The sequence below is a fragment of the Mesorhizobium sp. M7A.F.Ca.MR.148.00.0.0 genome (assembly GCF_003997735.1).
Taxonomy (GTDB): domain Bacteria; phylum Pseudomonadota; class Alphaproteobacteria; order Rhizobiales; family Rhizobiaceae; genus Mesorhizobium.
In genome coordinates, this window is sequence record NZ_RZTB01000148.1 from 1 (window position 1) to 12,189 (window position 12,189).

14 protein-coding genes and 1 pseudogene are annotated in these 12,189 nt (G+C 62.8%); 8 read left to right on the forward strand and 7 right to left on the reverse strand.

What is annotated here, in order from left to right; translation table 11 throughout:
* Positions 1 to 121 precede the first annotated feature (121 nt).
* Positions 122 to 790 carry a hypothetical protein gene (locus tag EOB49_RS30245; RefSeq protein ID WP_127383149.1) on the reverse strand — a complete coding sequence of 223 codons (669 nt, stop codon included), beginning with the start codon at positions 788 to 790 and terminating at the stop codon, positions 122 to 124.
* Positions 791 to 803: 13 nt separating this feature from the next.
* Positions 804 to 2,126 (reverse strand): YadA-like family protein, encoded by a 1,323-nt coding sequence (locus EOB49_RS38110; protein WP_245472893.1) that lies wholly within the window; start codon positions 2,124 to 2,126, stop codon positions 804 to 806.
* 407 nt (positions 2,127 to 2,533) lie between these two features.
* Between EOB49_RS38110 and EOB49_RS30255 the strand changes: the two genes are divergently transcribed.
* Together EOB49_RS30255 and EOB49_RS30260 are read left to right on the forward strand one after the other, a co-directional pair.
* A complete protein-coding gene (locus EOB49_RS30255) occupies positions 2,534 to 3,670 on the forward strand; it encodes a helix-turn-helix transcriptional regulator (RefSeq protein ID WP_127383142.1) in 1,137 nt (378 codons plus the stop codon).
* Positions 3,671 to 3,800: 130 nt separating this feature from the next.
* Positions 3,801 to 4,418 carry a LysE family transporter gene (locus EOB49_RS30260; RefSeq protein ID WP_127383143.1) on the forward strand — a complete coding sequence of 206 codons (618 nt, stop codon included), beginning with the start codon at positions 3,801 to 3,803 and terminating at the stop codon, positions 4,416 to 4,418.
* A 9-nt stretch (positions 4,419 to 4,427) separates the two neighbouring features.
* On the opposite strand, the gene EOB49_RS36640 is transcribed toward EOB49_RS30260, so the two are convergent.
* From EOB49_RS36640 to EOB49_RS30280, 3 genes are all read right to left on the reverse strand, one after another.
* On the reverse strand, positions 4,428 to 5,480 hold the full coding sequence (locus EOB49_RS36640; protein WP_164781860.1) for a helix-turn-helix transcriptional regulator: 1,053 nt from the start codon (positions 5,478 to 5,480) through the stop codon (positions 4,428 to 4,430).
* Positions 5,481 to 5,745: 265 nt separating this feature from the next.
* On the reverse strand, positions 5,746 to 5,886 hold the full coding sequence (locus EOB49_RS30275; protein WP_013529236.1) for a DUF1127 domain-containing protein: 141 nt from the start codon (positions 5,884 to 5,886) through the stop codon (positions 5,746 to 5,748).
* Between the two features lie 160 nt (positions 5,887 to 6,046).
* Positions 6,047 to 7,057: an NAD(P)H-quinone oxidoreductase gene (locus EOB49_RS30280; protein ID WP_127319743.1), complete on the reverse strand. Its 1,011-nt coding sequence runs from the start codon at positions 7,055 to 7,057 to the stop codon at positions 6,047 to 6,049.
* 123 nt (positions 7,058 to 7,180) lie between these two features.
* Here EOB49_RS30280 and EOB49_RS30285 point away from each other — a divergent pair, with 123 nt between their 5' ends.
* The 3 genes from EOB49_RS30285 to EOB49_RS30295 all read left to right on the forward strand — a co-directional run bounded on the left by EOB49_RS30285 (position 7,181) and on the right by EOB49_RS30295 (position 9,008).
* Complete coding sequence (locus tag EOB49_RS30285) at positions 7,181 to 7,375, forward strand: DUF1192 domain-containing protein (RefSeq protein ID WP_023810953.1); 195 nt, start codon at positions 7,181 to 7,183, stop codon at positions 7,373 to 7,375.
* 89 nt (positions 7,376 to 7,464) lie between these two features.
* Entirely contained in the window at positions 7,465 to 8,712 is a 1,248-nt protein-coding gene (locus EOB49_RS30290; RefSeq protein WP_127383145.1) for an MFS transporter, read from the forward strand.
* 32 nt (positions 8,713 to 8,744) lie between these two features.
* Positions 8,745 to 9,008 (forward strand): metalloregulator ArsR/SmtB family transcription factor, encoded by a 264-nt coding sequence (locus tag EOB49_RS30295; protein ID WP_013529232.1) that lies wholly within the window; start codon positions 8,745 to 8,747, stop codon positions 9,006 to 9,008.
* 6 nt (positions 9,009 to 9,014) lie between these two features.
* On the opposite strand, the pseudogene EOB49_RS30300 reads toward EOB49_RS30295, so the two are convergent.
* Together EOB49_RS30300 and EOB49_RS30305 are read right to left on the reverse strand one after the other, a co-directional pair.
* A pseudogene (locus EOB49_RS30300) lies at positions 9,015 to 9,672 on the reverse strand (glutathione S-transferase family protein).
* A 106-nt stretch (positions 9,673 to 9,778) separates the two neighbouring features.
* Complete coding sequence (locus EOB49_RS30305) at positions 9,779 to 10,609, reverse strand: alpha/beta hydrolase (protein ID WP_127383146.1); 831 nt, start codon at positions 10,607 to 10,609, stop codon at positions 9,779 to 9,781.
* Positions 10,610 to 10,708: 99 nt separating this feature from the next.
* Between EOB49_RS30305 and EOB49_RS30310 the strand changes: the two genes are divergently transcribed.
* The 3 genes from EOB49_RS30310 to EOB49_RS30320 all read left to right on the forward strand — a co-directional run bounded on the left by EOB49_RS30310 (position 10,709) and on the right by EOB49_RS30320 (position 12,123).
* Entirely contained in the window at positions 10,709 to 11,230 is a 522-nt protein-coding gene (locus EOB49_RS30310; protein ID WP_127383147.1) for a helix-turn-helix domain-containing protein, read from the forward strand.
* A 77-nt stretch (positions 11,231 to 11,307) separates the two neighbouring features.
* Positions 11,308 to 11,541 (forward strand): hypothetical protein, encoded by a 234-nt coding sequence (locus tag EOB49_RS30315; RefSeq protein WP_127383148.1) that lies wholly within the window; start codon positions 11,308 to 11,310, stop codon positions 11,539 to 11,541.
* A gap of 150 nt (positions 11,542 to 11,691) precedes the next feature.
* Positions 11,692 to 12,123, forward strand: coding sequence for a heme-binding protein (locus EOB49_RS30320; protein WP_127272531.1), 432 nt, complete (start codon positions 11,692 to 11,694; stop codon positions 12,121 to 12,123).
* The last annotated feature ends 66 nt before the right edge of the window (positions 12,124 to 12,189 follow it).

Sequence of the window (12,189 nt, forward strand, 5' to 3'; positions counted from 1 at the left end):
TTGGTCGGGTCGAGTATGCAAATGTACCTCTGGAGCCTTTTTTCATCGGTCAACTCAGGTGCTCCCGACAACGAGGCTAAGCACAGGACTTGGCAGGACCAGCGCATGAACGCTCCACACGCTACGGCTTGACCGGTTTGGTCTCTTTCTTCGGCTGTACGGCCATCGACGGCCCCTCCGGCGGCGGGCCGGCATCGGCTGGGTTCGGCTGTTCGGCCACCGGCGTGTCAGGCGCTTGCGGGCCACCCGATGTCAGGTTGACCGACACGCCGTAGATCTTCCACTGCCGGTCAGCCGGCTCGAACAAAAGCTCGAAATTGACCTGCAAGGGTACCGACGGGAAGAAGCCAGCCATATGCAGCATACCGTTCGGCTCGATCTGAGGCAGCAAGGTTAGCTGCGGCTCGAGCACCGCGACGGCGCCGAAGTCGAGTGCCTGCTTGCGCTGGTTGGCGAAGATGTCGCCGAGCCCTGCCGCACTGTTGGCCTGGAAATTCGCCGAGCCGAGATCGCGCAAAACGGTGTAGTTACCGGTCTTGTTGGCCTGGTCGAGCGCCAAAAGCGCACCGCGGATCAGGATCAGCACGCCATTGCGGTCGATACCGGCAGGCCGCGCCGTCTTTTGCCCCACCCGTTTTTCCTTGGCTTGCGCATGCGCGGGCTGCGCAGGCACCGCGACGGCCATCAGCGCGATGGTCAATGCGGCGAAAAAACCGCGGGCGCCCGAAGTCCGCCAACCGGGCGCCCGCCACTGCAACGGCACGGAATGCTGAAGCCCCAAACCCCGCATCATCCCGGCCGTGTCAGTTCAGTGTCCATGAGGCTCCGACGCTGACGCCGACATCGCCACGGCCGGTGGTTGCCGATACGGCGGCGTTCATGCGGAACTCCTCGCTGGTGTTGTAGCCCAGGCCCAGCGCCAGCCCCGATTGCCCTTTGAAATGACCGAAGCCGCCAGCCAGCGACAGTTTGCCGGGCCTGTCGTCGTAGCGCAGTCCCGCTGTCGCCAACGCCAGCGCGGTGCCGGCACGCGCTTCCGTGCGGGTTTCGCTGATCTCGCCGCCAAGGTTCTGGAAGCGGGACTCCAACGCGCCAACGCGCCCGTCGAGAGCCGCGATGTTGTTTGGCAGGTCATTCAACGCTGCGATGTCAAAGGTGGATGTCGCCAGATTGCCGGCACCGTCCGTGGTCACCAGATGCGTGACGCCAACCTGCTCCGCCCTGCTGGCATCCGAGGCAACACCCGATAGCGTATAGGTGTTCGTGGCACTGCCGAGCTTAACCTGGTTCGTGCGGTCGGTCACAATGCCCTGGCCGACGGCAATGGAATTGTCGAGATTGGCCTTCGCACCGCTGCCCAACGCCAGGGCGTTCGAGGCATTGGCCGCGGCGCCAGTTCCGACCGCCGTCGAATTCACTTGCCCGTCGGCGGAGATGCCCGCCGAGGCGCCGCTGCCCAGCGCGGTGTTTGCCCTGTTCTGAAAGCCATTCGATGAGGTTCCACCGGTAACGGCTTGCGCGCCAACAGCGGTGTTGTTGTCTCCGTAAGCCGACGCGGAATAGCCATTCGAGACCGAGTAATCGCCCAGTGCCTTGCTGCTCATTCCGGTAGCCGTTGCCCCTCCCTCGCCGGTAGATCCCTTCGCCTGACTATCATAGCCTGTAGCCGTTGAACCGTAGCCCAGGGCCTTGCTCGCCGAACCGGTCGCAGTCGCATAGAGCGACGTGGCCTGGGCGCTCTGTCCCGTCGCGGTGGCAGCAGGGCCCGACGCTATTGCATGGTAGCCCGTAGCGGTGGACTGCGAACTCGTTGCTTCCGCATAAGCGCCTGTCGCCGTTGAAAGTCGGCCTGTCGCCTTGGAACTCGCACCGAACGCGCTGGCACCCAGCCCATTGGCCGTTGCGAAAGCCCCCACTGCGGTCGATATGTCCCCCTCAGCCTCAGCCAAGGTTCCGACAGCCGTTGCAAAGCCAAAGGTGGGGCTCGCCGGATCAGGCGGATTGGCGCTGGCCTGGGAGCCACACGCTAAGCTGTTCGGTCCGGAAGAAGTCGCACCACCATCGGTGCCGTCGTCAATCAGACAGCGATACTGCGCAAAGCCGCTGCCGGTCGTCAGCAGCAGCATCGTCCCGGCAAGCACAAGCGACAGGCGAATTTTCAAAGAGAAAACCAACATCCACCCCCGAGAATGACGCCGCAGGGTTGCCTTGCACCAGACTTGATGCCTCCAGCCACCCCACAACGATTGTTCGGCTCAACGTTGGAAGAGATCCAACAAGCGATAATCCGAACCTGACAATGGCGAGGCATCCCGAACAGTCGTCATATGACGACTGTTCGTCGCTTTGTCGGGTCGTTACGACCTTGCTGAACGAGGCTGTGACTCCAAACCACAGATTAGTCTCTTCTAATGCTTCCCGGGCTTGACCTGGACCCATCACAACTTGGCTGCACAGCGTCACAACTTGCGCGAGATGATCCGCATGTTTAGGCTTTCTCCCCAACGACAATCCTTGAACGCCGGAAGGGTCAATGGCTGACGTCAGCATCGAAGCGGTCTCCGCGGTGGTCGGCAAGGTCTATGAGGCCGCTTACGATCAGGAGCGCTGGTTCGACGCGGTAACTGAACTGCGCAATCTGTTCGGAGGCTCGCGCTCCTGCATCGTGCGCATCAGCCCACACACATTCGATGCGGTTGCATCCGATTTCGATCCGGAGTTCACCTCGCAAAAGGGCATCGAAGCCCTGTTGCGCGATCCGCTGGCGGCGGCATCGGCCGCCTTGCCCCTCGGCGTGGTCAGTCGCTGGCCCCTGACGGACGAGGTGGCGGCGTTCCGCCGCCGCGAACTCTGGCAGGACTGGCTGCGGCCGCGCGACATGTATCACGGCCTTGTCTCCAACCTGCTCTCGTCGAACGACTCGCACTGGATGCTTAGCATCGATCGCGGCCCAGGCCAGGAAACCTTCGGCGCCGACGACATCGACCTGTTGCGCAAGATCGTGCCGCACATGCGGCGCGCCGGACAGATCGGCCAGCAGTTGGAGAAAACGTCGGCCCTGGCGTCGGCGTTTTCGCATCTGCCGTTCGGCGTGTTTCTGATCAACGGCCATCAGCAGATCGCACAGATGAACGAGGCCGCCGAAGCGATGCTGTCGCGGCCCGACAGTCCGTTGCGATTGAGGGATGGCACAATCGCGGCCGCCAGTGTCGAGGATACGCAGGAGCTGGAGCGGCTCGTTGCCGACGCCTGCTCGCTGCATGACGGGGTTATACCGGGCGTCGGCGGTACACTGTTGGTGCCGTCCGATCGCCGGCAATCCGGCCTGGCGCGACTGGTGCTGTCGGTGGCGCCGTTCATCGATGCCCGCGCCTATGGCTTGGGGTCCGAGCGTTGTGCGGTGGTCATGGTGACGGAGGTCGCCCGCCGTATTCCCGATGGCTTCGAGTTGCATGTCCGCGAGCTATTCGACCTGACGCCGGCCGAAGCCCGCCTGGCGACGGAACTGGCATCGGGACGCTCGCTGAAGGAGGTCGCGGCAGCGTCCAACATCACGGTAAAGACCGGCCGCACCTATCTCGAACGCATCTTCGCCAAGACCGAAACCCGCCAGCAGAGTGAACTGGTGGCGCTGCTCAAGAGCACCGAACCGCTCACCGGGCGCAGGTAGCAACCTGATTTTGGAACCCGACAGTCGGCATATGCCGACTGTCGGAGGCAAAGCATTCCGTGCAAGTTCCGCCCTCGATTGCAGCGGCCCGCCCTGAGGAGGCGGGCCGTTGCCGATGCGGGGAAAGTAGATGTTCGAAACCGGACACGCCGTGGTGGCGGGGTTGCTTCCATTCGCCATTTCCTATGCGCTGGTGGCAATGCTGCCCGGCGCCAACTTCGCCGTCGTCACGCAAGCCGCGCTAACCGCTTCGCGTGCCACGGCTCTGTCTGCCGCCGCCGGTGTTGCCTTGGGCGCGAGTTCGCTGGCGACCGTCGTCGCGACCGACGCCGGAGCGTTGCCCTGGGGGGACGCCGCACACCAGATAGCCGCAAGCCTCTACGGCACGATGCTGGTCTTCATCGGTTGGAATTCGATGAGGCGGGCGCTGTCCCTCAAGGTTGGCTTCGACGTGCCCAAGCCCGTTCCAATCACGAGGTATTTTCGGCTGGGCTTTTTCACGGCAGTGGCAAATCCTGCAACCGCATTGTTCTTCGCGTCCTCCACGCTGAATCTGAATGCGCGCGGCGCAACACACCTACCCCTGGCTGTGCTGGTCTTTGCCATCGCCATTGCCTGGTTTGGGCTGCTCGGCCTTTGTATCTCCCAACCGGTTGCGCAGCGATTTTACAGTCGTTTTCGAAAGCATGCGGACATCGCGCTGGGAGGAACCCTGGTGGCGCTCGGCTTCTCCGCATTTGGACATTGAGCGGCAGCTTTAGCGGCCCTTTATCATCCGCGACTGGGCAGTTCCGCGCTCTTCAACAAAGCGACAAGCTGGCTTTGTTGCCGCGTCCCGGTCTTGGCAAATATCCGTTCGAGATAGGTGCGGCCGGTTTTGACGGTGACGTTGGTCGAACAGGCCGGCAAGCAGGCTTGGCGACGGCACGGTGGCGCTGGCGCTCATCGCCGTCGCCGCAACCAGAATGTCGGCACCGGAAAAGATCTCGTGCGCGGCACGGCGCAGCGGCAGGAGATGAATGACCAGCGCCGGTTGGCCTTCCCTGGCAGGAATGGGGATGGAACGGACGCCCCGATCTTGCAAATTGTGCGTAATGGCTTGCCGGAAAAGCTCATTGGCGGATACGTCGGCAAGTGCCATGCCGCCATGTGCGGCGGCGATGAAAACGGATGGCATGTTTTCCAGCAGCACATTGGCCGTCAGCACGCGTCCCGATGCGGTCATTACCGCCGCCGGCAGACCAAGGGCCTCCAGCGCCGAGACGCTCGCTTTGGCCTGCTCCATGCCCAGCCGCGCCGATACCAGGCCGGCACGCGAAAAGTGCGGGCGAAGCTGGTCGAGCCTGCCGATCGACGTCTGATCGTAGGTGCCGTCCCGCGTCCAGCGTTGAAAGACAAATGTAACCAGTTCGCCGCTCGGCATGGCAACAGCCGAACAGATGTGAGCGCCGATACCTGCCGCCCTCAATTGTATCCGTACCGGATCATGCTCAAGCTCGTCGGCAGTCAGAAAATCTTCGACCTGCACGAAACTCGCCGGTTGCAGGCTGCACATGCGCTGAATCGCATCGGAGAATTTCCAGCTGTCGCCGGCAATGAATTCATCGAACAGGGAGCGGACGGTTTCAAGGGAATTGCCATGCCCGGGAGACTCGTCACTCAACCGGCCGCGAATAGGGGAGCCGTCGCTGAACAGGAAGATCGCGCCGTCAGCCGAACTCGAAAGCTCGCTGGCCGCTTCGAGCGCACCCGCCCACAAATCCGGCACGAACGCGGCCTCGTAGATCCTGTCCGTAAGATCATCGAACATGAGAGCGCACAGCCCTTTCAGAGTCAGCGTCTTGCCGGCTCGGATCGTCAACGCGCTCCCACACGCCAACCGATACCCGCAGGATCAAAATGCCATGCTGAAGCTGAGGTCAACCTCAGATTGCTGTCGAGCCGCATGCAGTTGCCGGCCCCAAAACGACAAAACCCGCCGGACTGAGTCCAGCGGGCTCGGAACCGCGACAAAAGTCGTCTGGTGCGGCTCTGGCTTCCACGGCTTGGTCCGCCGGAGCGGACCAGACGTGGCTTTAGATAGCCCTGCGGGCGATCTTTTCGATGTCGGCGCGGTTGATGCCGAGATCGCTGAGTTGACGTGCGTTGAGACGGTTCAGTTCGCGGACGGTCTCGGTGTACATACGCCAGTTACGGAAAGCGCGGATCGGGTTCATGGTAGTCCTCCAAAATGATGTTCGTTTCGATGGTGCTCAAATAGGCGTCATCGATGAGGACTTGAATGGCTGATTTTGCATAGCAATGATGCAAATGCTGCATTGCAGCATTAAGCTTCTGTTCATCTTGTAGGCAGTGAGGCGCTGACCTCGCTCGCTGTCAGCCTACGTCGAGCACGATCTTGCCGATATGCTCGCCGTCTTCCATGCGCTCATGCGCCCGCCAGGCTTCGCTGAGCGGGAAAATCATGTCCATGACAGGAGCAACCTTGCGCGTGCCGAGCAACGGCCACACCTGCGCTTCCAATGCTGCCGCGATCGCTGCCTTGAACTCGACGGTTCGCGGCCTCAGCGTCGACCCGGTGTGGACGAGCCGCTTGACCATGATTTTCGAAAAGTCCGCGCTTGCGACAGCACCGGCCTGCACGGCGATCTGGACGATCCGCCCCTCGACCGCAGCGGCCTCATAATTGCGCGCCACATAGTCGCCGCCGACCATGTCGAGGATGACGTTGGCGCCCTTGCCGTCCGTTGCCTCCTTGACCGCGGCGACGAAATCCGCCTCGCGATAGTTGATCGCCCGATCTGCGCCGAGCTTCAGGCAGGCGTCGCATTTCTCCTTGCTGCCGGCGGTGGTGATGACATAGGCGCCGAAGGCCGAGGCAAGCTGGATCGCCGTCGTGCCGATGCCGGACGAGCCGCCATGGACGAGCAGCGTCTCGCCTTTCTTGAGGCCGCCACGCTCGAACACATTGTGCCAGACGGTGAAGTAGTTTTCCGGCACCGCCGCGGCTTCGGTATGGGTGAAGCCGGCGGGCAACGGCAGCACGCTCCCGGCATGCACCTTGACATATTCGGCATAGCCGCCGCCGGGCGTCAGCGCGCAGACGCGGTCGCCGATGCGCCAGCGCGATATGTCGTCGCCAAGGGCCGCCACTTCGCCCGACGCCTCGAGGCCCGGCAGGTCCGACGCGCCGGGCGGCGGCGGATAGGCGCCCTTGCGCTGCTGGATATCGGGCCGGTTGACGCCGGCGGCATGCACCTTGATCAGGATCTCGCCGGGGCCGGGCTGCGGCACGTCGCGTGTTTCTGGCTTCAGGACCCGAGGGCCACCCGGCTCCGAGATCGCGATGGCCGTCATCCTTGCCGGAATTTTCTGTCCGCTCGCCATGAGATTTCCCGTCTTTCCTCGCCGTTGTCCGATCGGCTGTTTGCATCGACGCCCCTGCCCTATGTATGCTGATTGCCAAATCAGGCAAATGGCCAATCTGGTCTTGGCGGAGGAGGAGCGACGATGGCGATCTTCGACGACGAACCCAAGAAGAAGGCACGCCCGCACGAGATCGGGCAGGACCTGTCACTGCTTTCCGTCAGCGACTTGACCGAGCGGATCGGTATCCTGCGCGACGAAATTGCCCGCCTGGAAGCCGAACTCAAGGCCAAGGACACCACCAAATCCGCAGCCGAAGCACTGTTCCGCCGCGGATAGGCGCGCGGGCGCAAAGCCCGCCGCCGAAAAGCCCGAATGCGATTGTCTTCAGACCCAGCGTCCCCGCCAAACCTGAGCCGGATCAAACAATGTTCGCAACCTACCGACCGATCCTCTCGCTGCTTCGCGGCACCGCTTTCCTGCTCGCGGCGTCTGGATTGCATGGGCTGCTCCTGCCCCTGCGCGGTCAACTGGAAGGCTTCTCGACCGCATCGCTCGGCCTGATGGGCACGGCCTGGGCCGGCGGTTTCGTCACCGGCTGCTTCTTCGCACCGCGCATCGTGCGCCGCGCCGGCCACGTGCGCGCCTTTGGCGCCTTTGCCGCATCCGGCGCCATCGTGGCGCTGCTCACCGGGCTGATCATCGACGAATATGTCTGGATCCTGCTGCGCGCCTTCACCGGCTTCACGATGGCCGGTGCCTTCATGGTCGTCGAAAGCTGGCTGAACGAAAAGGCCACCAACGAGAACCGCGGCACCGTCTTCGGCCTCTACATGATGGTCACTTATGCCTCGATCATGGGCGGGCAGATGATCGTCGCCGGCGGCGACGTGAAGTCCGCATCGCTGTTCATGATCACCGGCATCCTGTTTTGCCTATCGCTCATTCCGACGGCGGTCTCGACCGCCTCTCACCCCAAGCCGCTGCAGGATGTCTCACTTGATGTCAGAGGCCTTTATACCAATTCGCCGGTGTCGGCGGTCGCTTGCGTGTTGATCGGCATCGCCAACGGCGCCTGGGGCACGCTTGGCGCCGTCTATGGCGCCCGCATCGGCATTTCCACGGCCGAGATCGCCCTGATGATGAGCCTTGTGGTCGTTGCCGGTGCCGCCATGCAGCTTCCGGCCGGGCGTCTCTCCGACAAGACCGACCGGCGTTTCGTGCTGGCGGGAGCGGCTTTCGGCGGGGCTCTGTTCGCGCTCTTGATCTTTCTGTTCGAGCCGCGCTCCGGCGTCTTCGTCATCGTCTTCACTGCCGCCTATGGCGCCTTCGCCTACACGCTCTATTCGATTGCCGTGGCGCATGCCAACGACCACGCGCGCTCGGAGGATTTCGTCAAGGTATCTGGCGGGCTGTTGCTGCTCTACGGCTTCGGCACCATGATTGGACCCTTGCTCGCCGCCGCTTTGATGGGCTGGATGCGCCCGGAAGGTCTGTTCCTGGCGACCGCCTTGGCGCATCTCTGCCTGGCGGGCTACACGCTGCTGCGCATCAGCCGCCGCGCGCCGGTGCCGATCGGCGATCGTGATGCCTTCAAGACGCAGCCGGCCGACCGTTCGGTCACCCCGGAAGCATTGCGGCTCGATCCCAGAAGAAAAGCAGAAGCAGACGGTTGAGATTCGAAAGGCTTTGCCTCACTAATACAGGCATGATGTTTTCCGACGCCTTCATGGCGATTGCCGATCCCAATCGGCGCCATCTTCTGGAAGAACTTCGCCGCGGCCCGAAAACCGTCACCGAACTGGCCGCCGGCTTGCCGGTCTCGCGCCCGGCTGTGTCGCAACATCTGAAAGTGCTGCTCGATGCCGGCCTGGTCCACGCCAAGCCGGAAGGAACAAGGCGCGTCTATACGGTAAGCGGCACCGGCTTCCTCAAACTCAACATCTGGCTCGATCAGTTCTGGGAAGCCTAACCCCGATCAACCGTTGTTGTAGGGGAAGAACTTGAAGTAGGGCTGCGCCTCCTCGATCACCCGGGCGAAGGCGAGGCGCTGCAGCAGCCGGTCATGGTAGCGTTTCACGGTCGGATACTTGTCGCCGAACGGCTCGACCTTGTTGGCATAGAACAGCGCCGGGGACGCCGCGCAATCGGCCATGGTGAAGGTGTCGCCCATCGCCCAGATCTTCGACTGCATGTCTTGTTCGATGATGGCATAGGAATTGCGAAGCTTGGTCGCGGGCCTGCTCGACGCCGAACGGGTCGGTCTTATCCTGCGGCCGCAACTGGTCGCCGACGATCTTCTGCATCGGCTCCTGCGCATAGAAATCATAGAAGCGGTCGGCCTGGCGAACGGCCAGCGCCAAGTCGATGCCGGCGGGAACGAGGTCGACCGGCCCCGGATAATGCGCGGCCAGATATTCGACAACGATGGTCGATTCCAGCACCGTGCGGTCGCGCGCATCGTCGCGCAGCGCCGGCATCTTGCCGGCCGGCGAAATCTTCAGGAAGGCCGCGCGCGACTGAGCATCGCCAAGATCGACGATGACAGGCGTGAACGGCGTGGCGTTCTCGTACAGCGCGATCAGCGGCTTCCAGCAGAAGGAGGCCAGCGGATGGAAATGAAGCGTCAGGGGCATTTTTTGCTCGCCTGTTTCCTGGTTTATCGGTGGCCGGCGCCGGGCACGCTCGTCATAGGTTAAACACTGCGGCAACCATTGTCCGCCAAGACCTGCTTTTGCCGCTTCAAGCGGCGTGGGCGACGATGCCGGCAACAATCATATCCCAGTCGTTTGGATGCAGCTCGTGGCCGCCGCCTTCGATCCGGATGATTTTCGCGCCGGTGACCGCCTTCCCCAGCGCCTCGCCATGTTCGACCGGAAAGACCGGATCGGCCGTGCCGTGGATGACCAGCAGCGGCGACGCGATCTCGTGCAGGCGGCCCTTCCAGGCGTCGCCGCCCCTGAGCATGAAATGGTTGGTGGCGCACAGGAAGCCGCCGGAGCGGTCGTAGTCTTGCTCGACGAAGGCACGCATCCGGGCTTCGTCGAATGGGTGCGCGATGCTGGCGATCGCCCGCGCGTCCCTGACGATGAAATCGATCACCTGGCCACGGTCCGACCACTCGACTTTGGCGCCCTCGGCCGAATGCTCGATATAGGCATCGCTCGTCTGCGGCAGGTGCGAAGTGTCGGTTCCCACGGGCGTGCTGCTGATGACGGTCAGCGATGCGACACGGGACGGGTGTTCCAACGCCACAAGCTGCGCGATCATGCCGCCCATCGACATGCCGACGACATTCGCCTTGCCGATACCGTGGTCGTCGAGAACGCGCATTGCATCGTCGGCCATATCATCGAACGTGTAGGGCGGCTCTCCCGGCTTGTATTTGGTCGAACGGCCGGTATCGCGATTGTCGTAGCGGATCACGAACAGGCCGGCACCGGCCAGTTTCCGGCAAAACGCCTCCGGCCACCACAGCATCGAGGCCATCGCTCCCATGATCAGCAACAGCGGCGGGTTCGCCGGATTGCCAAAGGTCTCGGATATGATCTTGGGGCGTTCGGTGGTCGTCATGGCGCAGTCTCCTCTCTGCAAAACTGATTGCATTTTGCAATCGGTTGCACGATAATAAAACCGATACGATAATGCAACCGGTTTTGGAGAAAAAATCTCATGAGTATAGATCGCCGGTCCGGGTGTCCGATCAACCTGTCGCTGGAAGTGTTCGGCGATCGCTGGAGCCTGATCATCCTTCGCGACATGATCTTCGGCGGCAGGCGTCATTTTCGCGAGCTGCTCAACGGATCGATGGAAGGCATCGCCTCCAACATCCTCGCCGACCGGCTGAAGCGGCTGATGGAACTGGGCATGCTGACCAAAGCCGACGACCCCTCGCACAAGCAGAAGGCGATCTACAGCCTGACCGAAATGGCGATCACGCTGGTGCCGATCCTGGCCCATCTCGGCGCCTGGGGCCGCGTCTGGCTGCCGGTCAGCGAAGAACTCTCGATCCGCGCCGAACTTCTGGAAAAGGGCGGACAGCCGATGTGGGACAAATTCATGGACGAGTTGCGCCATGAACATCTCGGCAAGCCGCTCGATACCGCGTCGGGTCCTTCTGTCCGCGCCACCTTGCAGGCCGCCTATGAAGCCCTGGTTGCCAGCAAGGCTCTCGCCGCCGACTCTGCCGCTTGACCAACTTATTTTCCCGTTTGGGGGCCGGCTCTGCTAGAAGAAGCGGAAAATCACAATTCACGGGATTGGATAAGGTCTTGGTTGAGAACTCTCGGGATGCTGCCCGCGCACGCGCCGACCTGCGCTTCAAGAAGCAGGAAGAGGCGGCAACCGTCCGCCAGAAGGCCTTGGCCGAATACGTCGCCGAGAGCGACGCCCGCCAGGCCAAGACCAACAAGCTGCGGGCGCTGCGTCTCGCCAAGGAAGCCGAAGACCTCGCCAACGCGCCAGCGGAACCTGCCAAGAAGCCGGCCCGCGCCAAGAAAAAATGACCTGAAGCCGCACAGGCACCAACTCCTATCCGGAGGCTGTGACGGTCGCTTCCTTCCCACCTCTTCACGCGAAGCAATTTCAACCGAAACCGGGATGTTATCTCGCCCGTCGACGGTCGATGATCGACGCCTTTCAGACAGGAGACCGCCATGACCGCACTGCCGCTCGAAAAAGCCAGGCAAATCATCGATGCCGCCTTTGCCAAGGGCTCCGATCTCAAGCTTAAGCCGCTTGGCGTCTCGGTGCTCGACGCCGGCGGGCATCTGGTCGCCTTCCAGCGCCAGGACGGCGCCTCGTTCCTGCGCCCGCAAATGTCGGCCGGCAAGGCCTATGGTGCGCTCGCCATCGGCATGGGCTCGCGCAAAGTCGAGGCTTTCGCCAAGGAGCGCCCGCACCTCGTCGCCGGCATCTCGGACGTCTCTGGCGGACGCGTGCTGCCGGTCGTCGGCGGCGTGCTGATCCGCGACAAGGCCGGAGCCATCCTCGGCGCCGTCGGCATTTCAGGTGACACGTCGGACAATGACGAAGCTGCGGCCATCGCCGGCATCGAGGCCGCCGGCTTCACCGCCGATCCGGGCTGAGCGTCGGAGAACTTCGTCATCCACGGGCGGAGCAGGAGCGAAGCTCCATCGCGGAGACCCGAGGAT

Coding starts and splice junctions, on each gene's coding strand:
- EOB49_RS30245 (WP_127383149.1), bottom strand. CDS start 790: ATGCGGGGTTTGGGGCTTCAGCATTCCGTGCCGTTGCAGTGGCGGGCG.
- EOB49_RS38110 (WP_245472893.1), bottom strand. CDS start 2,126: ATGCTGCTGCTGACGACCGGCAGCGGCTTTGCGCAGTATCGCTGTCTG.
- EOB49_RS30255 (WP_127383142.1), top strand. CDS start 2,534: ATGGCTGACGTCAGCATCGAAGCGGTCTCCGCGGTGGTCGGCAAGGTC.
- EOB49_RS30260 (WP_127383143.1), top strand. CDS start 3,801: ATGTTCGAAACCGGACACGCCGTGGTGGCGGGGTTGCTTCCATTCGCC.
- EOB49_RS36640 (WP_164781860.1), bottom strand. CDS start 5,480: ATGTTCGATGATCTTACGGACAGGATCTACGAGGCCGCGTTCGTGCCG.
- EOB49_RS30275 (WP_013529236.1), bottom strand. CDS start 5,886: ATGAACCCGATCCGCGCTTTCCGTAACTGGCGTATGTACACCGAGACC.
- EOB49_RS30280 (WP_127319743.1), bottom strand. CDS start 7,057: ATGGCGAGCGGACAGAAAATTCCGGCAAGGATGACGGCCATCGCGATC.
- EOB49_RS30285 (WP_023810953.1), top strand. CDS start 7,181: ATGGCGATCTTCGACGACGAACCCAAGAAGAAGGCACGCCCGCACGAG.
- EOB49_RS30290 (WP_127383145.1), top strand. CDS start 7,465: ATGTTCGCAACCTACCGACCGATCCTCTCGCTGCTTCGCGGCACCGCT.
- EOB49_RS30295 (WP_013529232.1), top strand. CDS start 8,745: ATGATGTTTTCCGACGCCTTCATGGCGATTGCCGATCCCAATCGGCGC.
- EOB49_RS30305 (WP_127383146.1), bottom strand. CDS start 10,609: ATGACGACCACCGAACGCCCCAAGATCATATCCGAGACCTTTGGCAAT.
- EOB49_RS30310 (WP_127383147.1), top strand. CDS start 10,709: ATGAGTATAGATCGCCGGTCCGGGTGTCCGATCAACCTGTCGCTGGAA.
- EOB49_RS30320 (WP_127272531.1), top strand. CDS start 11,692: ATGACCGCACTGCCGCTCGAAAAAGCCAGGCAAATCATCGATGCCGCC.